The sequence below is a fragment of the Bacillus sp. JJ1562 genome, assembly GCF_036962705.1.
Lineage (GTDB): Bacteria > Bacillota > Bacilli > Bacillales > Bacillaceae_L > Ferdinandcohnia.
In genome coordinates this window covers 135,496-160,927 of sequence record NZ_JBALOQ010000002.1, presented here as the reverse complement: position 1 = coordinate 160,927, position 25,432 = coordinate 135,496, and the positions used below count along the sequence as shown (strand labels likewise).

The following is a 25,432-nucleotide window of genomic DNA, read 5'->3' as shown; positions in this document are numbered from 1 at the left end:
CATTTTGACCCAGCCTCGATCTTTTTCTACATATTTCTACGGTATTGTCCGCCTACTTCATAAAGTGCTTGCGTAATTTGGCCGAGACTTGCGACCTGTACCGTTTCCATTAACTCCTCAAAAATATTTCCATTACTAACGGCAACCTGTTTTAAGTTCTTCAATGCGTCTTCTACCTTATCCTTATTTCTGTCCTGGAATTCTTTTAAATTATTTATTTGAAGTTCTTTTTCTTCCTTCGTTGAACGGGCAAGCTCAATATTGTTTAAATCCTCTTCTGTTGGTGGATTTGGATTAAGGTACGTATTCACCCCAATAATCGGAAGCTCTCCTGTGTGCTTTTTCATTTCATAATGCATCGACTCATCTTGAATTTTTCCGCGCTGGTACTGTGTTTCCATCGCACCAAGAACCCCACCCCGGTCATTGAGTCGTTCAAATTCCTGAAGCACTGCTTCCTCAACCAAATCTGTGAGTTCCTCTATAACAAAGGAGCCTTGTAGCGGATTTTCATTTTTCGTTAAGCCATGCTCTTTCGTAATGATCATTTGAATCGCCATCGCACGTCTTACGGATTCCTCTGTCGGTGTGGTAATCGCCTCATCATACGCGTTTGTATGAAGCGAATTACAGTTATCATGAAGAGCCATGAGCGCCTGTAAGGTCGTACGTATATCATTAAAATCAATTTCCTGTGCATGCAGGGAGCGACCTGATGTTTGAACATGATACTTTAATTTTTGACTGCGCTCATTTGCCCCATACTTCTCTCTCATTACTGTTGCCCAGATACGGCGTGCTACGCGACCTATTACCGTATATTCTGGGTCCAAACCGTTACTGAAGAAGAAGGAAAGGTTTGGCGCAAAATCATCAATATTCATACCACGGCTGAGGTAATACTCCACATATGTGAACCCATTTGATAACGTAAAGGCAAGCTGGGAAATTGGGTTTGCACCCGCTTCAGCAATATGATAGCCCGAAATCGAAACTGAATAATAGTTACGCACTTTATTGTCAATGAAATACTCTTGGATATCGCCCATCATCCTAAGTGCAAACTCTGTTGAGAAAATACATGTATTTTGACCTTGGTCTTCTTTCAAAATATCGGCTTGAACGGTTCCACGAACAGTTTGTAGCGTTTTTGCGCGGACCTCCTGGAATTCCTCCACTGTTAAAATGCGACCAAGCTCCTGTTCGCGTTTTTCAACCTGCTGGTGAATCGCCGTATTCATAAACATCGCAAGAATAATCGGTGCTGGACCATTGATTGTCATCGAAACAGATGTTGAAGGAGCACAGAGGTCAAAGCCGTTATACAGCTTTTTCATATCCTCCAGGGTACAAATATTGACGCCACTTTCTCCAACTTTCCCATAAATATCAGGGCGATATGCTGGGTCTTCCCCGTATAAGGTAACAGAATCAAACGCTGTACTTAAGCGTTTTGCATCATCATCCTTCGATAAGTAATGAAAGCGGCGGTTCGTTCTTTCAGGTGTCCCTTCGCCAGCAAACTGACGCTTTGGATCTTCCCCTTCACGCTTGAACGGAAAAACACCGGCCGTATACGGGAATGCACCCGGAACATTTTCTTTATAAACCCATCGTAAAATTTCCCCGAAGTCCTTAAAGCTTGGTAGGGAAATTTTGGGGATTGATAGACCAGAAAGGCTTTTTGTTTTTAAAATCGTGACAATTTCTCTATCGCGAATTTTCGTAATGAACTTTTCGCCCTTATAGGTTTCTTTAATGGATTCCCAGTTTGCAAGGATTTTCTTCGATTCATCCGTAAGCCTTGCTTCATTTTGAGTTTTTAAGGTTTCAAGAGTTGTGACGACTTCTGCATTTCCAAGCTCCTTCACACTTTCAATCGTGCCGGTAATTTGGAATAGCTTTCGGGCAATTTCCACCTGCTCAGCTGCTTTTTTATGATAGTTCCGAACAGTATCAGAAATCTCACGTAAATAATAACGACGGTCGTTTGGGATAATCACATTTTGTTTTTGAACATCTGCTGTTTTCTCAAAAGACGTTTTCCAATTCGTACCCATTTTTTGATTGATTCGATCAACTAAATTAGCAAAAAGGGCGTTTGTCCCAGGGTCATTAAATTGACTCGCAATTGTGCCGAATACCGGCATTTCTTCATAGTCTTTTTCAAATAAAAGATGGCTGCGCTGGTACTGCTTTTGCACCTGACGTTTTGCATCCTCTGAGCCTTTGCGCTCAAATTTGTTAATGACAATGAGGTCGGCATAGTCAATCATGTCGATTTTTTCAAGCTGTGAAGGTGCACCGAATTCGCTCGTCATGACATACATGGATACGTCACAAACTTCAGTAATTTCGGCATCACCTTGCCCAATTCCGCTTGTTTCAACGATGATTAAGTCAAAGCCGGCTGCTTTTACGACGGCGATGGCATCCTTAATCGCAAGTGAGAGCTCTGATTTAGACCCCCTTGTTGCAAGGCTTCGCATATAAACTCTTGGGTTAAAAATTGCATTCATGCGGATTCGGTCACCAAGTAAAGCTCCACCTGTTTTTTGCTTTGTGGGATCAACTGATAGAATTGCTACCTTTTTATCATCTAATTCATTGATAAAACGGCGTATTAATTCGTCCGTGAGTGAGCTTTTACCTGCTCCGCCTGTACCCGTAATTCCAACAACGGGAACTTCTTTCTCAAGGTCTTTTATTTTTTGAATGATTGATTCTGCAGCCGCTGCCGTTTCATCTGCGTTACCAATTTGATTTTCAGCAATCGTAATCAGTTTTGCGATTGTTTTGTAATCCCTTGTTTGAAGTAGTTCAAGCTCATCTGTTAGCTCAGTGTTTGTTGGATAATCACACTCTTGTATCATTTTGTTGATCATCCCTTGGAGCCCCAAGATACGACCATCTTCAGGTGAAAAAATGCCAGCAATCCCGTATTCATGAAGCTCCTTCATTTCACGAGGGATGATTACACCGCCGCCACCGCCATAAATCCGGATATGGGATGACCCTCGCTCCTTTAGAAGATCGTACATATATTTAAAATATTCCACATGGCCACCTTGATAGGAGGAAATCGCAATCCCTTGTGCATCCTCCTGGATTGCTGCGTTGACCACTTCCTCGACAGAGCGATTATGCCCAAGGTGAATGACCTCAGCCCCGCTCGCCTGCAGGATGCGGCGCATAATATTTATCGAAGCATCATGCCCATCGAATAAGCTTGATGCCGTCACAAACCTTACATGATGTTTAGGACGATACACTTCTACCGTGCTCATTCCTACTCCCCCTGTCTTGCTATTTTTATCAAATACACCTTGGCGTATTTGCCACCCGATTTTTTTCGAGCCTGCTCGAAAAATCCCCTTAGAAAAATCGTGGCATCCGCCGGAGGCTTTACCTTTATTCAGTCCCTTTCTGAATAAAGGTAATCCCCTTTAATAAAAGCTCTGTTTGCATTTCAATATATTCCTCAAGTGTGAAACGCTTGCGCATCGCCCAACGGCGAAAGCCCCACATCTGGCCTTGCACGAAAATATTATGGGCAACAAGCTCAACCTGCTTCTTCGGCAATTGAAGCTCTCCCTTTGCGATACAGTCTTCAATCGCTTTTTCAAACATGCCGACCATTTCCACTTCCTTATTCAGCACATATGGTAGAGCATCCTTCGAAAGTGATTTTGCCTCCTGGTAAAGTACTAGAACCTCATCCTGCATCTCATCCATAACGAGGAAGTAATTACGAATCGCAAGCTTCAGACTTTCAATACTGCCTTCCTTCGTGTTGATAGCTTGCTGGAGACGTTCCTGAACCTGGTCATAAATGCTGTCTACAACCAAATAGAGAACATCCTCTTTCTTACGGATATATTCATAAAGCGTACCGATGCTAAACCCGGCTGCTTTTGCAATCTCCCTTGTTGTCGAGCGATGAAACCCTTTTTCCTTAAAAAGAGTCACAGCCCCCTTTATCATCTGGTCCCGACGTTTCTTAATGAGCCGCTCATCCTTCACAGAAGCCGGCACATCATTCCTTCGCATCCCTTCACCCCCTACTCCAATTTTTTGATTGTACTATTTTGTTAGCATTCTAGAGATAACGAGACGTTGGATTTCCTGTGTACCTTCATAGATTTGGGTGATTTTAGCATCGCGCATATAACGCTCCACTGGGTAATCCTTTGTATAACCGTACCCACCAAAGACTTGAACTGCTTCCGTTGTCACCTTCATCGCGGTGTCCCCAGCAAAAAGTTTCGACATCGCTGATTCTTTTCCATATGGAAGTCCCTCTGACTCCAACCATGCCGCTTGATAGGTTAAGAGACGAGCAGCCTCTACACTAGTTGCCATATCCGCAAGCTTAAAGCCAACCCCTTGTTGAGCTGCAATTGGCTTGCCAAACTGGACACGCTCCTTCGCATACTCCGTTGCTGCATCTAGTGCGCCTTGCGCAATCCCAACTGCTTGTGCAGCAATCCCATTACGGCCACCATCAAGCGTCATCATTGCAATTTTAAAGCCTTCTCCCTCTTCACCAAGTAAATTTTCCTTAGGTACGCGACACTCTTCAAACATAATTTCAGTTGTAGGTGATGAACGAATACCCAGCTTCTTTTCCTTTTTCCCTACTGAGAAACCAGGAAAGTCGCTTTCAATAATAAATGCACTCGTTCCTTTATGCTTAGAGGATGGATCTGTTAGCGCAAACACGACATAAATATCAGCAATCCCACCATTTGTGATGAAGATTTTAGAGCCGTTTAAAACATAATGGTCACCTTCTAATCTAGCAGTTGTTCTCATTCCACCAGCATCAGATCCGGAGCCAGCCTCGGTTAAACCATACGCACCGATTTTTTCGCCCTGTGCCATTGGTCGTAGATATTTTTGCTTCTGCTCCTCACTACCAAACTTGTAAATAGGCCAGCCTGCCAGTGATGTATGGGCAGAAAGTGTTACCCCTGTTGATGCACAAACTCTTGATAGCTCCTCAACTGCGATACAATACGCTAAATAGTCACTACCAATGCCACCATATTCCTCTGGCCACGGAATCCCGGTTAAGCCGAGTTCTGCCATTTTATCGAAAATTTCACGGTCAAATCGTTCTTCTTCATCGCGTTCTGCTGCAGTTGGTGCCACTTCATTTTTGGCAAAATCACGAACCATTTTCCGAATCATTTCATGCTCTTCTGATAATTTAAAGTACATCGATAGGACCTCCACTTTCATAGAATGTTAGTTTTTGTGATGAATTGCATCGTTAGGGCGGGATTTGCGTCATTGTTTGGATTTTTGCGTCATTCGCCCAGTTATTTGCGTCTGTGGCCGGATATTTGCGTCTCCAGCTAAATATTTGCGTCGGAATCCACGGATTTGCGTCCTCGGCTAATTATTTGCGTCACATGCGACGGATTTGCGTCGTCACCAACAGATTTGCGTTGCTGACCTCATATTCGCGTCACCCACACAGTTATTTGCACAATAGCCCATTACAATTGCTTACTAATCACAATCCTTTGAATCTCACTTGTACCCTCATAAATCTCGGTTATTTTCGCATCGCGGAAGAACCTTTCTACTGGATAATCCTTCGTATATCCGTAGCCGCCATATACCTGAATCGCTTCCGAGGTGACCTCCATCGCGGTTTTAGATGCAAATAGCTTTGCCATCGAGGATTCCTTCGCACAAGGCAAACCTTGCTGTTGTAGAAATGCCGCCCGATAAACAAGTAGTCTTGCCGCTTCAACAGCTGTCGCCATATCAGCTAGCTTAAAGCCTACCCCCTGTAATGAGGCGATTGGTTTACCGAATTGATGACGTCCTTTTGCGTATTCCACTGCGTGTTCAAGCGCAGCCTCCGCAATTCCTTGGGCCTGTGCGGCGATACCGATTCGACCAACGCTTAGATTCGCCATTGCGACCTTAAAGCCCTCACCTTCAGTACCTAGAACATTTTCAACTGGCACCTTCACATCCTCAAGTGTGATTTGAAGTGTCCGAGAACCAAGAAGCCCCATTTTATGCTCATCTTTACCGAACACAAAGCCCGGGGTGTTTTTTTCAACAATAAAAGCCGTAATGCCCTTACTTCCTGTTTCATTCGGATTTGTACGAGCAAACACAATATACACATCCGCTTCCCCACCATTTGTGACGAAGACCTTTGAACCATTCAATACATAATGGTCACCCCGCTTTACAGCTCTTGTTTTTAAGCTTGCGGCATCTGAGCCAGCGCTCGGTTCTGTGAGGCAAAAAGCCCCAAGATATTCCCCACTGGCAAGCTTAGGAATGTACTCCTGCTTTTGCTCCTCTGTTCCAAAATATAAAATGGGGTGCGTACCAACAGAGGTATGAACGGATAAAATAACCCCGATTGTCGCGCTCACCTTAGAGAGCTCATTGATGGCAATAATATAGGATGTAAAATCCATCCCAGCACCGCCATATTTTTCAGGGGTTGTTATTCCCATTAGTCCAAGGGACCCCATTTTCGAAAGAATGTCTCTTGGAAACTCCCCATTTTCCATGCGCTCCACAAACGGCGCGATTTCCTCTTTCGCAAAATCACGAACCATTTTCCGCATCATGTCTTGCTCTTCTGTAAAATGAAAATCCATGCTGTTTCCCTCCGATAGGGGTTCCTGATGTTTTGGGTTATTTGCTAGAGTTGTCACGTATGACTCACCTCTATCCCTCGTAAGTATAGAAACCTCGACCTGATTTTTTGCCTAACCAACCTGCTTTCACGTATTTACGAAGCAATGGACATGGTCTATATTTGTCATCACCGAAGCCTTCGTGAAGGGTTTCCATAATATAAAGGCATGTATCAAGCCCGATAAAATCAGCTAGTGTCAGTGGCCCCATCGGATGATTCATTCCAAGCTTCATGACGTCATCAATTGCTTCCTTTGTGGCAACACCTTCGTAAAGTGTGTAAATTGCTTCATTGATCATCGGCATTAAAATGCGGTTTGACACAAATCCTGGGAAGTCGTTCACTTCAACAGGGACCTTGTTTAACGTTTTTGTCATGTCTTCAATGACTTGATAGACTTCATCGCCTGTCGCTAAGCCGCGAATAATTTCAACTAATTTCATAACTGGAACTGGATTCATAAAATGCATTCCAATTACTTTTTCCGGGCGCTTTGTTGCTGCCGCAATTTCAGTAATTGGGAGAGAGGAAGTATTTGTTGCTAAAATAGCGTTCTGAGGTGTAATTTCATCTAGTTGAGAGAAAAGCTTCGTTTTGATGTCCATATTTTCAAGGGCAGCCTCGATGACTAGGTCAACATCACTTGCATTTTGTAGTTCTAGAGATGGTGAGAGTCTTCCCAATATTGCTGCCTTATTTTCTTCACTCATTCGACCTTTATCCACTTGGCGGGTAAGATTTCTCGTGATCGTCGCAAACCCGCGATCAAGGTATTCCTGCTTTAAATCATGAAGCTTCACATCATAGCCTGCCATTGCACAAACCTGTGCAATCCCTGAGCCCATTTGCCCTGCCCCAATTACCATCACTTTTTGAACCTTCATCGAAACATACCTCCTAGATTCACCATTTTTATACTTCGACCATTATCGCGTCGCCCTGGCCTCCACCACTACAGATAGCCGCAATTCCGATGCCACCGCCACGACGTTTTAATTCATGGATAAGTGTAATAATAATTCTCGCTCCACTTGCCCCGATTGGGTGACCTAGTGCTACTGCTCCACCGTTGACGTTGACTTTTTCTGGGTCAAGATTGGATATTCTTCCACTTGTTAACGCAACTGCAGCAAAGGCTTCATTGATTTCAAACAAATCAATCTCATCAACCGTTTTACCTGTTTTCTTTAATAATTCATTGATCACAAGGCCTGGAGTTTTTGGGAAGTCCTTCGCTTCAACGGAAATGGCTGCATGGGCAAGAATTGTAGCAATGGGCTCTTTTCCTTCTTGCTTTGCCCGCTCCTCACTCATAAGAACGAGAGCAGCCGCACCGTCGTTAACACCAGGCGCATTCCCTGCTGTGATCGTACCGTCTGCATTAAACGCAGACTTAAGTTTTGCTAGCTTTTCGATGGTTGTGTCTGCACGTGGTGCCTCGTCTTGGTCAACGACTGTAACTGCTCCTTTTCGACCTTTTACTTCCACTGCCACAATTTCTTCAGCTAGTTTCCCTGACCGGGTTGCTGAGATCACACGTTCATGACTGCGGAGAGCCCACTCGTCTTGTTCTTCTCTTGAAATGTCCAGCTCTGACGCAACCTCATTACCATAGGTTCCCATGTGAACACCCTGGAAGCTACAGGTTAAGCCATCATGAACCATTAAGTCCTTTAAGCTCGCATCTCCCATACGTAGTCCAAAGCGTGCTTTCGGTAAAAAATATGGCGCATTGCTCATTGATTCCATGCCACCGGCAACAATCACTTCTTCGTCACCAACACGAATGATTTGATCGGCAAGCGTGACACTGCGAAGCCCTGATGCACACACTTTATTGATGGTTTCTGTTTTTACTTCCCACGGGATTCCCGCGTTTCGTGCTGCCTGACGTGAAGGAATCTGACCTTGGCCACCCTGTAAAACATTTCCAAATATTACTTCATCCACAATATTACCTTCGATACCTGCTCGCTTTAATGCTTCCTTGATGGCAATTCCACCAAGCTCAGATGCTGTTAATGAACTAAGACTTCCCCCTAATTTTCCAAATGGAGTACGAACACCGCTGACAATTACTGTTTTTCCCATCTCCAACCTCCTTGATTTTTATCGAATGAAATTAGTTTAGCTATTGGTTTCCAACTACCCCAAATCGGGTACGATTCTCACGTTTGTGTTACCCTTTTCCTTGCAGCTACCCCAAATCGGGTACGATTCTCACGTTTGTGTTACCCTTTTCCTTGCAGCTACCCCGAATCGGGTACAATTCACCCAACATTAGAAACCGCTTACATTTACCCGACTGAACGCTCGCTCAACCTTGTCTGAAAGAGGGAGGCGTACGAATGTACACCTCTCTCGTTACTCTTATACTATTAAAATTCTTTTGGAAGTTTCCTATATTCCTATTTTACAACATCAATCATGGAAGATAAATCATGAATTTCCATTAAGATGCAATTTCCTTTTGATCGCCGACTACTGATCTTTCAAGGATTTCAGCGATATCGTAAGTTCCGATTTGGTCTTCAACTTCCTTCGCCTTCGTACCATCACTTAACATTGTTAAGCAGTAAGGACAACCGGACCCAATTGTGGTTGGGTTTACAGCTATCGCTTGCTCTGTTCTTGCTACGTTAATGCGAGTACCTGTATCCTCTTCCATCCACATTAGACCGCCACCTGCACCACAGCACATTCCTTGTTCACGGTTGCGTTCCATTTCGACGAGCTGCACACCTGGAATTTGTTTTAATATTTCACGAGGTGGATCATACACGTCATTGTAGCGTCCTAAGTAACATGAATCATGCCAAGTAATGACTTCGTTCACTGCATGCTTCGGAACCAATCTTCCCTCTTTTACAAGGTCATATAAGAGCTCTGTATGGTGGAAGACCTCAACACCCTGAAGCCCCATGTCTGGGTACTCATTTTTGAAAATATTGTATGCATGTGGGTCGATTGTGACGATTTTCTTCACTTCTTCCTTTTCAAATTCAGCGATGTTATTTGTCGCAAGCTCTTGGAATAGGAATTCATTTCCAAGACGACGAGGTGTATCACCAGAGTTTTTCTCCTTGTTTCCTAAAATCGCAAACTTCACGCCTGCTTCATTCATCAGCTTCGCAAAAGAAAGAGCGATTTTTTGGCTTCGGTTATCAAATGCACCCATGGAACCAACCCATAAAAGGTATTCGAACTCTTCGCCTGCTTTTTTTACTTCTTTTACTGTTGGTACATGAACATCATCTCGGACTGCACGCCAGTTTTCTTTTTCCTTACGGTTAAGGCCCCAAGGATTTCCTTGACGCTCAATATTCGTCATTGCACGCTGAGCATCGGCATCCATTTTGCCCTCTGTAAGAACTAAATAACGACGTAAATCAATGATTTTATCTACATGCTCGTTCATAACTGGACATTGGTCTTCACAGTTACGGCAAGTAGTACATGCCCAAATTTCTTCTTCTGTGATGACATCGCCAATTAAGCTTGGGCTATAGGCTAATTCAGCAGTAGCAGCTGTTTCATTTGCGCCTTGGCTACTTGAAGCAAGTGCTAGCTGATTTCCCTTTGTATGATTGAATGCAACAGCTGGCACCCATGGTACACGTGAAGTAACGACCGCACCTGTTTCAGTTAGGTGATCACGTAATTTCAAAATCAAATCCATTGGCGAAAGCATTTTTCCAGTGCCTGTTGCCGGACACATATTTGTACAGCGACCACATTCAACACATGCATATAGATCGACTAATTGTGTTTGCTTAAAGTCTTCAATTTTTCCAACACCAAAGGTTTCCTGAGTTTCATCTTCAAAATCAATTTTCTCAAGCTTGCCTGGGCTTGTTTGTCTACTTAAGTAAACATTCACAGGTCCAGCAATTAAGTGCGCGTGTTTAGATTGTGGCACATAGACAAGGAAGCTTAGCAGGAAGATTAAGTGAATCCACCATGCAATATAGAAAATGACAATTGCAGCTGTTTCATTAAGCCCACCTAAAGCAAGTGAAATTACGGATGCGATTGGCTCAGTCCATGTTGCTTCATGACCATGCCAGACGATTCCCGCACCGTTTCCTAATAAAACAGAAAGCATCAAGCCACCAATAAATAAAAGGACAAGTCCTGATTTAAAGCCTCTTTTGAGACGTACAAGCTTTTCAACATAGCGACGATGGAAAGCCCACACGACCGCAACTAAAATCATAAATGTGACAATTTCTTGGAAAAATGCAAAGCCTGGATACAATGGTCCAAGGGGAAGATGCGATCCTGGCTTTAAGCCCTTCCAAATAAAATCAATCGCTCCAAATTGGACAAGAATAAACCCATAGAAAAACATGACGTGGATGGCTCCACTCTTTTTATCCTTTAAAAGTTTCTTCTGTCCGAACACGTTGATCCAAATCTGTTCAAGGCGTTCCTTGACTTTCCCATCAAATTCAACCTTTTTGCCAAGCTTGATATAAGCAATTCTTGTCTTAATGAGATAAACGAAAAGATAAATTGCGTAAGCGGTTACAACTAAGAATGCAAGAAGATTGATAACTAAGAGGATATTCATGTTTAAACTCCTTTCGTAAGTTTTAATCAAATGCGCCTTGGCGTATTTGCGCCCAGATTTTTTCGACTTGCTCGAAAAATTTCCTTTGAAAATCGCATGTCTCCGCCGGAGGCTTTAACTTTATTTAGTCGGAGTTCAAACTTCGACTGAATAAAGTTAATGGAATTAATTTTCAGACTATATTGTTTATACCTCCATTATATAATGAATGAGCATTCAGTCAATGATTTTTATTAAGAAATCTCAAATAATCAATCCAATTTTCGTATAAACTAAGTGAACGCCATTAAAGGAGGGGTAAATATGTTGAGAGCTATCTTCTGGATTGTCCTTATTATCATTATTCTATTACTGTTACTCCGCCTTGATTACAGTCTCGGAAGAAAAAGTCACTTAAAAAAACAAGTTAACGATGAGTTTCCATTACGAAATAGTGATGTCAGTCTATATGCCACAGGGAATTCACTCTTCTCCGAGCTTTTTTCAGACATGGAAAATGCATCCGATCATATTCATGTGCAGTTTTATATTTTGCAGGATGATGATATTAGTAAAGATTTTGTCACTCTTTTAAAGAAAAAATCGGAGCAAGGTGTCAAGGTTCGTTTGCTTCTGGATTGGGTTGGTGCCCACAATGTTACGAAGGAAATGGAAAAAGACCTGACCCGTTCAGGCGTTTCATTTGCCTACAGCAACAAACCTAACTTTCCATATTTTTTTTACAAGCTCAATGCACGTAACCACAGAAAGATTACTGTCGTTGATGGAAAAACGGGGTATATGGGCGGCTTTAATATCGGAAAAGAATATCTCGGCAAGGACCCGAAATTTGGCTTTTGGCGTGATTATCATTTGAAACTGACCGGTGAAGGAGTCGCAGACCTGCAGACACAGTTTTTGAAAGATTGGTATGATTCAACAGAGGAAGCCATCAAAAACCATAACACCTATTTCCCACCACTTCCAAAAGGTAAATCGCCCACAAGGTTCATTTCAACAAACGGCGCTTACCTAGAAGACGATTTTGTCGATATGATCAAGGAGGCTGAGAATGAAATCATCATTGGTTCTCCTTATTTTGTACTAAGTGATCAGCTCAAACAGGAATTGATTGCCGCTGCGAAACGAAATGTAAAAATCCGTGTCCTTTTACCAAAGAAACCAGATCATCCTTTTGTAAAAGAAGCTTCCATACCATATTTAGACGAACTTTCAAAGTTTGGCATTCAATTCAATATGTATACAAGGGGCTTTTATCATGCAAAAGTGATTTGTATCGATGACAAGCTATGTGACATTGGAACCGCAAATTTTGATAAAAGAAGTCTTTATTCTAATTATGAAATCAATTGTTATATCCATGACAAGGAAGTGATTAAAGAGATAAAAAAGGTTGTGGAGGAGGATTTTGCAACTTCAGATGAACTTACTCGGGATCGAATCAATGAACTAAAGTCAGAGAAAAAGTTTAAAATCAAATTTGCGACCTTGATTTCGTTCTTTTTATAGGGTTCGGTGCGAAATACTGTTTTTATTTTTCAAAAACTGTTTTTAATACGAAAATACAAACGTTAATTCAGAAATACTGTTTTTAGCACAAATGAGGCACCCGTAGCATAGGTGCCTCTTCTTTATTTCGGTCCAAATTGAAAGAGTGGTACTATCCATTGGAATAACTTAAATCCCAAATAAACGCCAACTACTCCAGTAACCCCTGCGAGCGCTGGTGGTGCTGGGATTGGTAGTTTTAGTAAAGCAAATAAAAATCCGACAATTACACCCGATATGAGTGCCAAGAGAACCTCTTTCATGTATGGAATCCTCCCCTTTTTTCCCCGAATTAACAAAGCAGTAAAACCTCCACTAATTGAAGCTTCACTTTACCTCATTATTCCCGACAAAAAGGCCCTCTACTCAAAGTAAGGGCCTCAGGCAAAAGTATTACATTTTTTCAGGTGCAGATACACCAATTAATTTTAACGAACTTTGCAATGTAATTTGTACAGCTTTCATTAGAGCCAGGCGTGCTTTTGTTTTGTCAAGATTGTCTTGATCAAGCACTTTTTCAGCATTGTAGAAGCTATGAAGTGCAGCCGCTAGCTCATTAATATAATTTGAGATGCGGTGTGGAATTCGCTTTTCTGCTGCTTCCGTTACAGCCGCAGGGAACTCACCAAGCTTCTTCAAAAGGTCAATTTCTTTTTCGGAATTAATATTTTCAAGCGCATAGTTTCCGTCTAGGGTAATATTCATCTCGTCACCAGAGCGGAGCATGCTGCAAATACGTGCGTGCGCATATTGTGCATAGTACACAGGGTTCTCATTTGATTGTGATACCGCTAAATCAAGGTCAAAATCAAGATGAGTATCAGAGCTTCTCATTGCGAAGAAGTATCGAACTGCATCTAAACCAACTTCTTCAGTTAGTTCGCGCATCGTAACAGCCTTACCTGTACGTTTACTCATCTTCATTTTTTCACCATCTTTAAAGAGATGAACAAGCTGAATAATTTCGACTTCAAGAGTATCATTTTCATAGCCTAACGCCTGAATGGCCGCCTTCATACGTGGAATATATCCGTGATGATCAGCACCCCACACGTTGATTAATTTTTCAAAGCCACGCTCAAGCTTGTCCTGATGGTAGGCAATATCCGGTGTTAAATACGTATACGAACCATCATTTTTAATTAAAACACGGTCTTTGTCGTCACCAAATGTTGTTGAACGGAACCATGTAGCACCGTCCTCTTCGTAAATATGTCCAGCTTCACGAAGCGCACTAAGAGCTCGGTCAATTTTTCCGTTATGGTAAAGAGAAGTCTCAGAGTACCATACATCAAAACGAACTCGATACTCTTCTAAATCCTTTTGAAGCTTCTCCATCTCATATTTCAACCCATATTCACGGAAAAAGTCGAAGCGTTCTTGTTCAGCTATATTCACATATTTATCGCCGAACTCTTCAGCAATTCGCTTTCCGATCCCTATGATATCTTGCCCATGGTAGCCGTCTTCAGGCATCTGGGCATCCTTGCCGAGCGCCTGCATATAGCGTGCCTCAACGGACTTCGCTAAGTTGTTGATTTGGTTACCGGCATCATTGATGTAGTACTCGCGAGACACATCATAGCCTGCTTTTTCTAAAATATTACTTAATGAATCACCTACTGCTGCCCCACGAGCATGTCCAAGGTGAAGGTCACCTGTTGGGTTTGCTGAAACAAACTCGACTTGAACCTTCTGCTTATTACCTACTGTTGTTTCACCGTACGCTTCACCTGCTGTTAAAATCGCGGGGATTAAATCTGTTAAATAGGAATTATTCATATAAAAATTGATAAATCCTGGGCCGGCAATTTCAATCTTTTCAATGGAGGCTTTTGATTTATCGAAGTTCGCAACGAGTTCTTCGGCAATCATACGAGGTGCCTTTTTCGCTACACGCGCTAGCTGCATCGCCATGTTTGTCGCATAGTCCCCGTGCGCCTTATCCTTTGGAAGCTCTAACACAACCTCAGGAATTTGGTCTTCTGTAGCTAGTCCAGCTTTTAAAACCGCGGCTTTTATTTCTGCTTTTAAGCGTTCTTTTACTTGGTCAACAACATTCATCTAGTTTCGCTCCTTAAATGTAATGGTTATTTTATGTAATCCCGACTTTTCACCGTGAAGTGAAAGCTCATATGCTAAAAACAACGTCCCTTTACGAGAGTTTTTGTACCATTTGTATTCAATATTATTTGTTTTTGTGGTGAGGTTAAACGTTCCAAGCTGGTTTTTAAAGGAACCGTTTGTGGTTTCATTTTTTCGGTAAACCTGACGCATTTTCACAATACCCGAACGAAGAATGAGAACCTCTTTGTCCGAGATTTTGATGACCGTTTTTACTGTACCGATTTCTTGCTCTTCATCAAACTGCAAGTACGTATTATTACCCTTTATGTAGTATAGACCATTTGCGTCAAAAGCAACATTTTCTTTCCGCGGGCCGTCTTTAATTTCTGTTACAAATTTGAGGTCAATAGGTGTTCCTTCTTGACTCATTTTCACACATCCCTATAAGTCATTAACTTTACTAGTATACGGCATTTTGTGAGGGGATTTCAAATTAAAATGGATTTTTCGCCGTCGTGATGGTATAAAAAAACTCGGCTTTGTGGGCCGAGTTTGGATGTTTGGATAAGTGTGATTATAGTATTATTGCTTTGTAACTTTGACATTCAAGAAGACATTGATTGCAAATAGTATGATGCCGAGGGTTGTAACGGTGCCGCCTACTGCAATAGCTGGTTCGACCGCCGTATTGCCAAACAATAACATCGTAAGTCCAATCATCATCACCGGCAAGCCAATGTTATGAAGCCAAAAATGGATCTTACCAAGCATTGATTCTCCTGCCCGCGGGAATAAATAGTAAACAATCCCAGCAAGCCCCATGGAGGCCCAGCCTAGTAAGTTAATATGAACATGGACTCCTGTTAGCGTGTACGTGTGTGACATCGACATGCCCATCCCGATCAGAACACCAATCACAAAATACAATGCCGCCATTTTCAAAAAGCGAATCCCAACCATCGAATTCCTCCTTTATTAGGCAAATGTAGTTCAAATGTATTATATTCACCTAACAAGAAAGAATTGCCATAATTTTGTAAATATATTTTAGGAGCGCTTAGCCTCCGTATGATCATTCACGTTTCAAAAAGAACCTTGCCTGTTTCGGATACATCATAATCTCCCAAGGAGTTTATCTCAGTTTGAAATACCTTAGAAGCCAAAATGGATTTTACAGTCTTAATGAGTTCTTCGTTTTTTGGTGTTTTTAGCATCACTAGGTCGTATCGTTCCGAAATTAAAGGGATAAAATCAATTCCAACTATTTTTGCTGCCTTTTCAATCCCGACACCAACATCTGCAGCTCCTGTGGAAACAGCAGATGCCACACTTAAGTGACTTGTTTCCTCGCGTTCATAACCATTAATACCCGCTACCGGAATCTGCTTGATTCGAAGCTGTTCATCAAGCAAAATTCGAGCTCCAGAGCCTTTTTCGCGGTTAACGATTCTTAGCTTCTCCCTACTTAAATCTGTCCAATCAGAGAGCCCAAGTGGGTTTCCCTTTTGAACATAAAAACCTGCTTTTCTAGAAAGAAGATTGATTAATACATATGGGTAACTCACTAAGATCTTTTTTATATAAGGAAGATTGTACTCTCCTGTATCTCCATCAAACATATGTAAACTTACAACATCACATTCTCCATTATACATGGAGATAAGACTATTCAAACTACCCGAGAATGAACGGAGTGTTTTATGGGTTGAATGCTGCTCAATGTACTTCCCGAGAATATCTAATACCATGTCCTGTCCACTTATGACAATGCTCGGTGAAGATTTTACCTCTGGTCTTTGTAGCTCAGGCGGTATCACTGAAGAAGTCTTTTGTTGATTGATATAATTGTGCAAATCCTTCGCGTCCATCCGCATCTGTCTACCCACTCGAAAAACAGGAAGTTCTCCTTTTTTCACAAGGTCATATACGGTTAATTTGGATACCTTGAGTAACTGTGATACTTCTTCTATCGTATAGGAAAGTTCGTTTGGCATGTTCATCCCTCCATCTCTTCATTTTATCCCAATCATCCGCAAAATTGTTATTTTCTTTTCAATTATATCTAGCTATAATTAGTTATAACTAGATATAAAAGGGAGTACAAAATGAAAAAATTTACTTACTTCTTACTTTTTTTAATGATGTTCTTTGTCGTAGTGGCTTGTTCAGCAGATGACCAAGCAAAGACCACTGAAAAAGTAGAGCTGACCATCTCTGCTGCAGCAAGCTTACAGGATGCCTTAGTAACAATTCAAAAAGGGTTTGAGGAAGAGTACCCTAATATAAAGTTAGTTTTTAACTTTGGTGGATCTGGTACCCTTCAACAGCAAATTTCACAGGGAGCTCCGGCTGATTTATTTTTCTCTGCTGCAATGGATAAATTTGAATCATTGGTTAATGAAGGACTCATTGACAAGGAAGATGGGATCCAACTATTGGGGAATGAAATCGTTTTGGTCGTTCCTAAGGATGCTGAAAATGGGATTACATCATTCGAAGAACTATCAAATGCGACCAGAATTTCCATTGGCACACCGGAATCTGTACCTGCCGGAAAATACGCCAAGGAAGCTCTAGAAAAAATGAATATCTGGACTGCCATTGAAGAAAAGATTGTATTCGCTAAAGATGTTCGCCAAGTACTTACATATGTGGAAACGAATAATGTAGATGCGGGAATCGTCTATAAAACAGATGCTGTCTCTATTGAAAAAGTGCAAATCATTGCAACAGCAGACGCTGATACCCATTCACCCATTATTTATCCTCTAGGTGTCATTAAAGAAAGCAAGCATCGGGAGGAAGCACTAAAATTCTATGAATATCTTCAAAATGAATCTTCGATAAATATATTTGAAGAATATGGATTCAAAGGACTGAATGAAGCAAAATGACATCTGATTTTTGGTCACCGATCAAGCTTTCACTCGAAATAGCTACAGTATCAACTGTAATCGTATTAATAGCAGGGCTGTTTTTAGCAAGAGGAATGGCTCATGCTAAATTCAAAGGGAAGGCAATCGTAGAAACGATCTTTCTATTACCTTTAGTCTTACCCCCTACCGTTGTAGGATTCTTGTTAATTATTATTTTTGGTAGAAACAGTGTGATTGGTCAAGGGATTGAATGGCTATTTGATCAACCGATTATGTTTACATGGTGGGCTGCTGCAATCGCCTCAACCGTTGTTGCTTTTCCACTCATGTATCAATCCGCTAAGACAGGATTCGAAGGTATTGATCCTGATATTGAGAACGCAGCCCGTGTAGATGGTGCAGGGAATTGGAAACTATTTCTCTTCGTTTCGATTCCACTCGCGCTAAAATCCATTATTTCAGGCGGAATATTAAGCTTTGCAAGGGGATTAGGTGAATTTGGTGCCACTCTCATGTTTGCTGGAAATATCCCAGGAAAAACCAAGACAACTTCGGTAGCCATTTATTTGGCAATTGATTCAGGAAACATGCAATTAGCATGGGCGTGGGTCGCATGTATCATTGTCATTTCGTTTATCATGCTGTTTCTTGTGCATTTTATAAAAGCTAACTAAATATGAAACGGGCAAGTCTCATGGTCGCCTGCCCGTTTCAACATTAATGCAATACTTGGTAACCTAGTTTTTCGATGGTTTCCGCGATTTGTTCTTTTGAAACTCGTTCGGAGTCAAATGTAGCCTTCACTTTACTTGAATTAAATAATACTTTTGCTTCTTCTACACCTTCCATTTTTGCAACCTTTGATTCGATCTTTTTAATACAAGATGGACAAGTAAGTGGTTCTAATTGTAGTTTAATTGTTTCCATGTAAATCTCTCCTTTTTTCTTTTTCTATTATTATTGTAAGATGATTTTTCATGTACTTCTTTGACCCAGGTCAAATTTTAGGCAGTTGCTACTCGCAATGCGTGTTCCTTCTTCATTGTTTTGCGGTTGAAGCCCATTAATCTCATAGCGTTCAGAATCACAAGGAGGACGCTTGCTTCATGGATGAACATTCCAGATGCTAGGTGGACCGTTCCCATGAGGACCCCGATAAGAAGGACGAATGCAATTCCAACTGCAAAGAATGTGTTTTGCTTCATGTTGCGAATGGTTGCTTTTGATAATAAATAAGCATGTGAGAATTGCATGAGCTTATCTTCCATTAAGACGACGTCAGCCGTTTCCATCGAAATATCTGTACCACCTTCACCCATTGCGAGTCCGATATCAGCAGTTGCAATTGCTGGAGCATCGTTGATTCCGTCTCCTGCCATTGCAATGACATGACCTGCTGCTTTTAATTTTTTCACGTATTCGACTTTATCCTCTGGAAGTAACTCTGCATGAAATCCATCCAAGCCTAAGGTAGTTGCGACAAGCTCCGCGGTATGTTTGTTATCACCGGTTAACATCACGATTTTCTTAACGCCATTTTTTCGCAATTGGGCTAGTGCTCTTTGTGCATCTTCACGAATTTGATCCGCAATTGAAAAAATGCCTGCGATTTTGCCATCAACACTAGCAAAGATTGCGGTGTTTCCAGCTTTTTCTCTGTCAATTGCATAAGCCCCGATGGTTTCAGGAATTTCAATACCTTCAGAATCCATCAGTTTCCGATTCCCAATCGCAAGTACATAACCTGCAACTTTTGCCCGGATCCCATTTCCTTTAATGACTTCGCCTTCTTCTGGTTCAATCTCTAACGCTAGTTTTCTCGCAATTGCTTCTTTAACAATCGTTTGTCCTAGATGGTGCTCGGAAATGGTTTCCGCTTGTGCAACGAGTTGCAATAATTCATTTGTTTCGAGGCTTCCGAAGGCCTTGATATCTGTTACTTCGGGTTTCCCTTTCGTCAGTGTACCTGTTTTATCGAAGACGAGCGTGTCTACTTTTGAGAATATATCCATGACTTCTCCACCTTTCACTAAGACACCGTTTTTCGCACCATTTCCTATCCCAGCAACGTTTGATACTGGGGCTCCAATCACAAGTGCACCGGGGCAAGCGATGACAAGGAACGTTATCGCGATATGGACATCTCTAGTGAACAGATAGACAAGTACTGATAAAACAACGACAGCTGGTGTATAGATATTCGCAAATTTATTAAGGAATTTCTCTGTTTTTGATTTAGATTCCTGTGCTTCTTCCACAAGCTCGATAATTTTTGCAAAAGTTGTATCGTCTCCCACTTTTTCTGCAATCAATTCGATATAGCCATTGTCTACGATTGTTCCACTGAATACTTTGTCTTCTATTTTCTTTGATGCTGGTACAGATTCACCGGTAACAGCTGCTTCATTGAGAGAAGCCTGACCTGAAACGATTCTGCCGTCTACTGGAACCTTTCCACCTGAGCGGATAATCACACGGTCGCAAACTCGAACCTCTTTAACTGGGATTGTGACTTGACTGCCATCTCTGATAACAACCGCTTCCAGTGGTGCCATTTCGACAAGGTCTTTTAGGGATGAACGTGTTTTTTCCAGAGTTCGAGCTTCTAAATAATCACCGAATAAAAATAGGAATGTAACAACGGCTGACTCGACAAATTCACCGATAAACAACGCACCAATAACAGCGATCGTGACGAGTAGCTCAATGCTGAATGCCCTCATTTTTAATGCTTGGAATGCTCTAATGAAGATTGGGATTCCCGCGGTGATTGTCACAATGATGAGTGAAGCTGATTTTAACAAATCATATTCGGCTAAATGAAAAATCAAAGCGAGAACAAGCAAGGCTCCTGAAATTACAGTTACTTTCGTTTTTTGTTGATTAATCCACTTGATCATTTTGATTTTCTCCCCTTTCCTACTTTGCTTTCTTTCTATATCTTTATGATAAGGAAAAGACAGGATAAATTATTTGACCGCCGTCAAAATTCAAGAAAAACTCCCCAAACACTGTTGCACATGAACGTGATTTGGGGAGTTCCTTATTTTACATTTTTATCTTTTTTCTAGTTTATGAATTTTTCTATATAGGTCTTTTAATCTTTGGTTTTTTAATAAATGAAGGTAAAGTGTTTTGCTATTGTCAAAAAAATGGTATATTATATGTATAATACAACACATATTAAAAAGAGGAATGGTTGCTCTAACAACCATTCCTCCACCATACAGTCTACTGCAAGAAGAGCAGTGGTCCTAAGCGAGAAAGCTCACCATCTAACTGGACATTAGCAGGGTGAGCTATTTCTTTTTGTTAAACGAAATAACTACGGCAATGACTGTTACGATTAATGTTCCGAATCCGAGCATAAGAGACAGCGCCTCGTAAACAGTAACCATATTGCCACCTCCCTTCTCTAGGGAAGTGACCACATTGCCCACCCTGCTTCAACTGTATAGCTCCATTATACCCATATTTTTGTTCGTTTTTCCTACATATTCCAAAAATCTATCATAACAAAAAAGCCTGGGCCACCAAGACCCAAGCTTTCCACTCACTAATTATTTCTTCTGAACCCATCCTAAAATCATCTCACGAATTAGCTTACTAGCTGTATTCGCTGTTTGTTCAGACGAATCATAGATTGGTGCAACCTCTACCAAGTCTGAACCGACTACTCGAATATCGGATTTCGCAATCTCGTGAATCGCACCTAATAATTCCTTCGACGTAATTCCTCCCGCATCCACAGTACCTGTTCCTGGTGCATGCGCCGGATCCAATACATCAATATCAATCGTTACATATACAGGGCGGCCCGCTAGCTTTGGCAGAACCTTTTTTAACGGCTCTAGCACTTCAAATTTTGAAATATGCATCCCGTTTTCCTTCGCCCATTGGAATTCTTCCTTCATTCCTGAGCGAATCCCGAATGAAAATACATTTTCAGGACCAATCAGTTCAGCAATTTTACGAATTGGTGTCGAGTGAGAGAGTGCTTCTCCCTCATAATTCTCTCGCAAATCGGTATGGGCATCCAAATGGATAATCGCTAGATCTGGATACTTTTTATAAACTGCCTTCATCACTGGCCAGGATACGAGGTGCTCGCCGCCCATTCCAAGTGGGTATTTTCCAGCTGCTAACACCTGATCAAGAAAATCCTCTATTATATCAAGGCTTCGTTGCGGATTTCCGAAAGGCAACGGAATATCGCCCGCATCATAATATTTCACTTCATCTAGCTCTTTATCAAGGTATGGACTATATTCCTCAAGTCCAATCGATACCTCGCGAATTCGGCTAGGGCCAAAACGTGAACCTGGACGGTAGCTAACTGTCCAGTCCATTGGCATGCCATAAATGACTGCTTCGCTCTCCTCAAAATTCGGATGGCTTTTGATAAACACATTTCCTGAATAAGCTTCATCAAATCTCATCAAAAATCCCCCAATTATTTCGTTAAGTCAGCAACAAATTTAGGTAATACAAACGCTGCTTTATGGATTTCTTTTGTATAGTATTTTGTCTCCAACTCATGGAAGCGATCGTCACTTACTTCAAGTGGATCATATTTTTTCGAACCGATCGTGAATGTCCATAAACCACTTGGGTATGTTGGGATATTCGCAATATATAGACGTGTGATTGGGAAGATTTCCTTCACATCACGTTGAACGTTTCTGATTAAATCTGGTGTGAACCACGGGTTGTCAGATTGCGCAACAAAAACGCCATCTTCTTTTAATGCCTTTGAAATGCCCGCATAAAAGCCTTTTGTGAATAGATTTACCGCTGGACCTACAGGCTCAGTGGAGTCAACCATAATGACGTCGTATTCATTTTCACTGTTGGCAATATGCAGGAAGCCGTCGTCAACCTTCACATCCACACGTGGGTCCTCAAGCTTGCCTGCAATTTCAGGAAGGTATTTCTTTGAATACTCAATTACTTTTCCGTCGATATCAACTAAAGTTGCTTTTTTCACACTTGGGTGCTTTAACACTTCACGGATTACTCCGCCGTCACCGCCACCAACAACTAATACGTTTTCAGGATTCGGGTGAGTAAATAAAGGTACATGCGCTACCATCTCGTGGTAAACGAACTCATCTACCTGAGTGGTCATCACCATGCCATCAAGAACAAGCATGTTACCGAATTCCTCAGTTTCTATCATATCGAGCTTTTGAAACTCTGTTTGTTCTGTATGTAAGGTTTGTTTAATTTTTGCCGTGATACCAAAGCTTTTTGTTTGTTTCTCCGTAAACCATAATTCCATGTTCATAACATCCTTTCGATTGAAAAATTCAGGGATTCCATCCCTTTATCGTTCCCAATTCCTTCAAAAAAATTGATGTTTCTGCCTGATTGTGCAATTAGACAATGTTGATGGATCTGCCTTGGCATACGTAAAGCTAGCTTCCGGATTTCTCTCAACTCAAAAAAGTATAGATGAATCCAGCGAAAATGCAAGAAAATTTTTCATCTTTTAGCAAATTAATGTTTAAAATGCCGTCATTCTTTTCATACTGATTGATATATGCCTGCGAGAAATGGCTTAGAAAAGAGAGAGGTGAACCCTGGTGGAGCTTATCACAAATGATCGGTTAAAAATGGCGATTAAAATTTTGCGCGCTTGTCTTTTCATTGGCTTAATCGGCTGTGCCCTTGTGGCTGCCGGAATTTTAGGCGTGCTTTCCTATGCGAAAACTCAGGGGGCACCACCTCTTGCGGTTCCTTTATCGACCTTATTCTACGCGGAAGATGGAACTTTAATCGGGGAAGAACGTCATCAAGGCGAAACCCGCTATTGGGTGTCGCTTGATGATATGTCCGATGCGGTGATTGATGCAACGGTATCGATTGAGGATCGGAACTTTTTTGACCATCGTGGTTTTGACTACAAACGAATTGGCGGTGCAATCATTGCCGACATTAAAGCAATGGCCAAGGTCCAAGGCGCGAGTACGATTACCCAGCAATACGCCCGAAACCTGTTTTTAGAGCATGAAAAAACATGGAACCGAAAACTCACCGAGGCCCTTTATACGATTCGACTTGAACTAAGCTATTCCAAGAAAGAGATTTTAGAAGGCTATTTAAATACTATCTATTATGGACATGGTGTCTATGGAATTGAAGCGGCAGCAAATTACTATTTTGGAAAAAGAGCAAGCGAGCTTTCACTTGCAGAAGCTTCCATGCTTGCAGGGATCCCAAAGGGTCCAACACATTACTCTCCTTTAGTAAATGAGGAAAAAGCAAAACAGCGCCAAAATGTCGTCATTCACTCCATGGTTGTGAATGGCGCCATTTCAAAAAAGACAGCTGAACAAGCAAATGCAGAAAAATTAAGCTTAACCGGTAACAAAATAGTTGGGCGGGAGGATATTGCTCCTTATTTCCAGGACATTGTAAAAAAAGAACTCCATTCAAAATTGAAGCTTGACCAAGAAACGATTGAAACGGGTGGCTTACGTGTCTACACTACATTAAACCCAGATCTGCAAAAAATCGCTGAGGATAAGTCCGTCAACTTTATAAAAGAAGATTCCGGGATTCAGCTTGGCTTTATTGCGATGGACCCGAAAAATAGTGAGGTGCGTGCATTAATTGGTGGTAGAAATTTCGAAGATAGCCCATTTAATCGGGCAACACAAGCAAAACGTCAGCCAGGTTCAACCTTTAAACCATTTTTATATTATGCGGCACTTGAGAAAGGCTACACGCCGTCAACACAAATTCGAAGTGAACTTACAACGTTTTTGTATGATGATGACCGCTCAAAATATACACCACGAAATTATAAAAATTACTATGCCAATGATTCCATTACGTTAGCTCAGGCAATTGCCTTGTCTGACAATGTGTACGCCGTGAAAACACATCTTTTCCTAGATGACGGCGAGCTTGTCGACACTGCGAAGAAGCTTGGAATCACAAGCAAACTTAAGGATGTGCCTTCACTTGCATTAGGGACTTCGGGTGTAAGCGTACTTGAAATGGTTAATGCATACGCCACCTTTAATAATGGCGGGACCCTTCATAAGCCCATTTTTATCACGAGGGTTGAAAATTACAAAGGTGAAGTCATCTATGAAAATACTCCTAAACCCAAAAAGGTGCTTGATGAGGATCTAGCGTTTGTAACAACACAGCTAATGACAGGAATGTTTGATGAAAAATTAAATGATTATACAGCTGTAACAGGATCAACAATTAGCGATAAGCTGACACGCTTTTACGCTGCGAAATCAGGATCAACTGACACGGATAGCTGGATGATTGGATACTCTCCACAGCTTGTCGCGGGTATTTGGACCGGATATGACAATAATGAACAACTGACGATTGTCGAAGAAAACAAATATGCAAAAAACATTTGGGCCGGATTCATGGAGGAAGCCCATCAGGATATTGCACCAAAACCATTCAAACCGACAGAAGGAGTTGTCGGGGTGTATGTAAATCCAGATACAGGCTTGCTTCCAACAAAGGATTGCCCTGTTTCTAGACTGACCTATTATAAAGCAGGAACCGAGCCAACAGAATATTGTTCGGCGAATGTAGAAGATGGAAAGAAGGAAAAGCCAAAGAAAGACGAAGAAAAAGAGAAGAAAGGTTTCTTTAAACGGATGTTTGATTGGTTTTAATACTGATAGAATTTAGACGACTGGATTCGGACTG

Annotated in this window: 21 protein-coding genes; 4 read left to right on the top strand and 17 right to left on the bottom strand. The window is 41.6% G+C overall.

Features of this window, described 5'->3' with window-relative positions; genetic code table 11:
• Nucleotides 1–26: 26 nt before the first annotated feature.
• The 7 genes from icmF to V7097_RS00790 all read right to left on the bottom strand — a co-directional run bounded on the left by icmF (nt 27) and on the right by V7097_RS00790 (nt 11,252).
• A complete protein-coding gene (icmF, locus tag V7097_RS00820; protein WP_335701689.1) occupies nt 27–3,287 on the bottom strand; it encodes a fused isobutyryl-CoA mutase/GTPase IcmF in 3,261 nt (1,086 codons plus the stop codon).
• Nucleotides 3,288–3,411: 124 nt separating this feature from the next.
• Nucleotides 3,412–4,050, bottom strand: a complete 639-nt coding sequence (locus V7097_RS00815) for a TetR/AcrR family transcriptional regulator (RefSeq protein WP_335701688.1) — start codon at nt 4,048–4,050, stop codon at nt 3,412–3,414.
• A 33-nt stretch (nt 4,051–4,083) separates the two neighbouring features.
• Nucleotides 4,084–5,223, bottom strand: a complete 1,140-nt coding sequence (locus V7097_RS00810) for an acyl-CoA dehydrogenase (RefSeq protein WP_335701687.1) — start codon at nt 5,221–5,223, stop codon at nt 4,084–4,086.
• A gap of 281 nt (nt 5,224–5,504) precedes the next feature.
• Nucleotides 5,505–6,638 carry an acyl-CoA dehydrogenase gene (locus V7097_RS00805; protein WP_335701686.1) on the bottom strand — a complete coding sequence of 378 codons (1,134 nt, stop codon included), beginning with the start codon at nt 6,636–6,638 and terminating at the stop codon, nt 5,505–5,507.
• Nucleotides 6,639–6,708: 70 nt separating this feature from the next.
• A complete protein-coding gene (locus tag V7097_RS00800; protein ID WP_335701685.1) occupies nt 6,709–7,563 on the bottom strand; it encodes a 3-hydroxybutyryl-CoA dehydrogenase in 855 nt (284 codons plus the stop codon).
• A gap of 28 nt (nt 7,564–7,591) precedes the next feature.
• A complete protein-coding gene (locus tag V7097_RS00795) occupies nt 7,592–8,770 on the bottom strand; it encodes an acetyl-CoA C-acetyltransferase (protein WP_335701684.1) in 1,179 nt (392 codons plus the stop codon).
• 361 nt (nt 8,771–9,131) lie between these two features.
• Nucleotides 9,132–11,252 carry a (Fe-S)-binding protein gene (locus V7097_RS00790; RefSeq protein WP_335701683.1) on the bottom strand — a complete coding sequence of 707 codons (2,121 nt, stop codon included), beginning with the start codon at nt 11,250–11,252 and terminating at the stop codon, nt 9,132–9,134.
• A gap of 303 nt (nt 11,253–11,555) precedes the next feature.
• On the opposite strand from V7097_RS00790, the gene cls reads away from it, so the two are divergent.
• On the top strand, nt 11,556–12,761 hold the full coding sequence (gene cls / locus V7097_RS00785) for a cardiolipin synthase (protein ID WP_335701682.1): 1,206 nt from the start codon (nt 11,556–11,558) through the stop codon (nt 12,759–12,761).
• A gap of 122 nt (nt 12,762–12,883) precedes the next feature.
• On the opposite strand, the gene V7097_RS00780 is transcribed toward cls, so the two are convergent.
• The 5 genes from V7097_RS00780 to V7097_RS00760 all read right to left on the bottom strand — a co-directional run bounded on the left by V7097_RS00780 (nt 12,884) and on the right by V7097_RS00760 (nt 16,861).
• Nucleotides 12,884–13,063, bottom strand: coding sequence for a XapX domain-containing protein (locus V7097_RS00780; protein ID WP_335701681.1), 180 nt, complete (start codon nt 13,061–13,063; stop codon nt 12,884–12,886).
• Nucleotides 13,064–13,193: 130 nt separating this feature from the next.
• Nucleotides 13,194–14,864: an arginine--tRNA ligase gene (gene argS / locus V7097_RS00775; protein ID WP_335701680.1), complete on the bottom strand. Its 1,671-nt coding sequence runs from the start codon at nt 14,862–14,864 to the stop codon at nt 13,194–13,196.
• Entirely contained in the window at nt 14,865–15,302 is a 438-nt protein-coding gene (locus tag V7097_RS00770; protein WP_438824177.1) for a DUF1934 domain-containing protein, read from the bottom strand.
• A gap of 147 nt (nt 15,303–15,449) precedes the next feature.
• A complete protein-coding gene (locus V7097_RS00765) occupies nt 15,450–15,827 on the bottom strand; it encodes a cytochrome-c oxidase (protein WP_335701678.1) in 378 nt (125 codons plus the stop codon).
• 116 nt (nt 15,828–15,943) lie between these two features.
• Nucleotides 15,944–16,861, bottom strand: coding sequence for a helix-turn-helix transcriptional regulator (locus V7097_RS00760; RefSeq protein WP_335701677.1), 918 nt, complete (start codon nt 16,859–16,861; stop codon nt 15,944–15,946).
• Nucleotides 16,862–16,972: 111 nt separating this feature from the next.
• Here V7097_RS00760 and modA point away from each other — a divergent pair, with 111 nt between their 5' ends.
• Together modA and modB are read left to right on the top strand one after the other, a co-directional pair.
• Nucleotides 16,973–17,761, top strand: coding sequence for a molybdate ABC transporter substrate-binding protein (gene modA, locus V7097_RS00755; protein WP_438824176.1), 789 nt, complete (start codon nt 16,973–16,975; stop codon nt 17,759–17,761).
• Entirely contained in the window at nt 17,758–18,417 is a 660-nt protein-coding gene (modB, locus tag V7097_RS00750) for a molybdate ABC transporter permease subunit (RefSeq protein ID WP_335701676.1), read from the top strand. The genes modA and modB overlap by 4 nt, the downstream gene beginning before the upstream one ends.
• A gap of 43 nt (nt 18,418–18,460) precedes the next feature.
• On the opposite strand, the gene V7097_RS00745 is transcribed toward modB, so the two are convergent.
• From V7097_RS00745 to speE, 5 genes are all read right to left on the bottom strand, one after another.
• Nucleotides 18,461–18,670 carry a heavy-metal-associated domain-containing protein gene (locus V7097_RS00745; RefSeq protein ID WP_335701675.1) on the bottom strand — a complete coding sequence of 70 codons (210 nt, stop codon included), beginning with the start codon at nt 18,668–18,670 and terminating at the stop codon, nt 18,461–18,463.
• Nucleotides 18,671–18,747: 77 nt separating this feature from the next.
• A complete protein-coding gene (locus V7097_RS00740; RefSeq protein ID WP_335701674.1) occupies nt 18,748–20,643 on the bottom strand; it encodes a heavy metal translocating P-type ATPase in 1,896 nt (631 codons plus the stop codon).
• Between the two features lie 399 nt (nt 20,644–21,042).
• Nucleotides 21,043–21,141, bottom strand: coding sequence for a putative holin-like toxin (locus V7097_RS00735; protein WP_335701673.1), 99 nt, complete (start codon nt 21,139–21,141; stop codon nt 21,043–21,045).
• 162 nt (nt 21,142–21,303) lie between these two features.
• On the bottom strand, nt 21,304–22,182 hold the full coding sequence (gene speB, locus V7097_RS00730; protein WP_335701672.1) for an agmatinase: 879 nt from the start codon (nt 22,180–22,182) through the stop codon (nt 21,304–21,306).
• A 14-nt stretch (nt 22,183–22,196) separates the two neighbouring features.
• Nucleotides 22,197–23,024, bottom strand: a complete 828-nt coding sequence (speE, locus tag V7097_RS00725) for a spermidine synthase (protein ID WP_335701671.1) — start codon at nt 23,022–23,024, stop codon at nt 22,197–22,199.
• A 304-nt stretch (nt 23,025–23,328) separates the two neighbouring features.
• Here speE and V7097_RS00720 point away from each other — a divergent pair, with 304 nt between their 5' ends.
• Nucleotides 23,329–25,398 (top strand): transglycosylase domain-containing protein, encoded by a 2,070-nt coding sequence (locus V7097_RS00720; RefSeq protein ID WP_335701670.1) that lies wholly within the window; start codon nt 23,329–23,331, stop codon nt 25,396–25,398.
• Nucleotides 25,399–25,432: the final 34 nt, after the last annotated feature.

Bases quoted from the DNA above. Each gene is read 5' to 3' on its own strand.
- argS (WP_335701680.1), bottom strand. From the start codon at position 14,864: ATGAATGTTGTTGACCAAGTAAAAGAACGCTTAAAAGCAGAAATAAAA.
- V7097_RS00745 (WP_335701675.1), bottom strand. From the start codon at position 18,670: ATGGAAACAATTAAACTACAATTAGAACCACTTACTTGTCCATCTTGT.
- modB (WP_335701676.1), top strand. From the start codon at position 17,758: ATGACATCTGATTTTTGGTCACCGATCAAGCTTTCACTCGAAATAGCT.
- cls (WP_335701682.1), top strand. From the start codon at position 11,556: ATGTTGAGAGCTATCTTCTGGATTGTCCTTATTATCATTATTCTATTA.
- V7097_RS00815 (WP_335701688.1), bottom strand. From the start codon at position 4,050: ATGCGAAGGAATGATGTGCCGGCTTCTGTGAAGGATGAGCGGCTCATT.
- V7097_RS00760 (WP_335701677.1), bottom strand. From the start codon at position 16,861: ATGCCAAACGAACTTTCCTATACGATAGAAGAAGTATCACAGTTACTC.
- V7097_RS00765 (WP_335701678.1), bottom strand. From the start codon at position 15,827: ATGGTTGGGATTCGCTTTTTGAAAATGGCGGCATTGTATTTTGTGATT.
- V7097_RS00805 (WP_335701686.1), bottom strand. From the start codon at position 6,638: ATGGATTTTCATTTTACAGAAGAGCAAGACATGATGCGGAAAATGGTT.
- icmF (WP_335701689.1), bottom strand. From the start codon at position 3,287: ATGAGCACGGTAGAAGTGTATCGTCCTAAACATCATGTAAGGTTTGTG.
- speE (WP_335701671.1), bottom strand. From the start codon at position 23,024: ATGGAATTATGGTTTACGGAGAAACAAACAAAAAGCTTTGGTATCACG.
- V7097_RS00790 (WP_335701683.1), bottom strand. From the start codon at position 11,252: ATGAATATCCTCTTAGTTATCAATCTTCTTGCATTCTTAGTTGTAACC.
- V7097_RS00735 (WP_335701673.1), bottom strand. From the start codon at position 21,141: ATGGTTACTGTTTACGAGGCGCTGTCTCTTATGCTCGGATTCGGAACA.
- speB (WP_335701672.1), bottom strand. From the start codon at position 22,182: ATGAGATTTGATGAAGCTTATTCAGGAAATGTGTTTATCAAAAGCCAT.
- modA (WP_438824176.1), top strand. From the start codon at position 16,973: ATGAAAAAATTTACTTACTTCTTACTTTTTTTAATGATGTTCTTTGTC.
- V7097_RS00740 (WP_335701674.1), bottom strand. From the start codon at position 20,643: ATGATCAAGTGGATTAATCAACAAAAAACGAAAGTAACTGTAATTTCA.
- V7097_RS00780 (WP_335701681.1), bottom strand. From the start codon at position 13,063: ATGAAAGAGGTTCTCTTGGCACTCATATCGGGTGTAATTGTCGGATTT.
- V7097_RS00795 (WP_335701684.1), bottom strand. From the start codon at position 8,770: ATGGGAAAAACAGTAATTGTCAGCGGTGTTCGTACTCCATTTGGAAAA.
- V7097_RS00800 (WP_335701685.1), bottom strand. From the start codon at position 7,563: ATGAAGGTTCAAAAAGTGATGGTAATTGGGGCAGGGCAAATGGGCTCA.
- V7097_RS00810 (WP_335701687.1), bottom strand. From the start codon at position 5,223: ATGTACTTTAAATTATCAGAAGAGCATGAAATGATTCGGAAAATGGTT.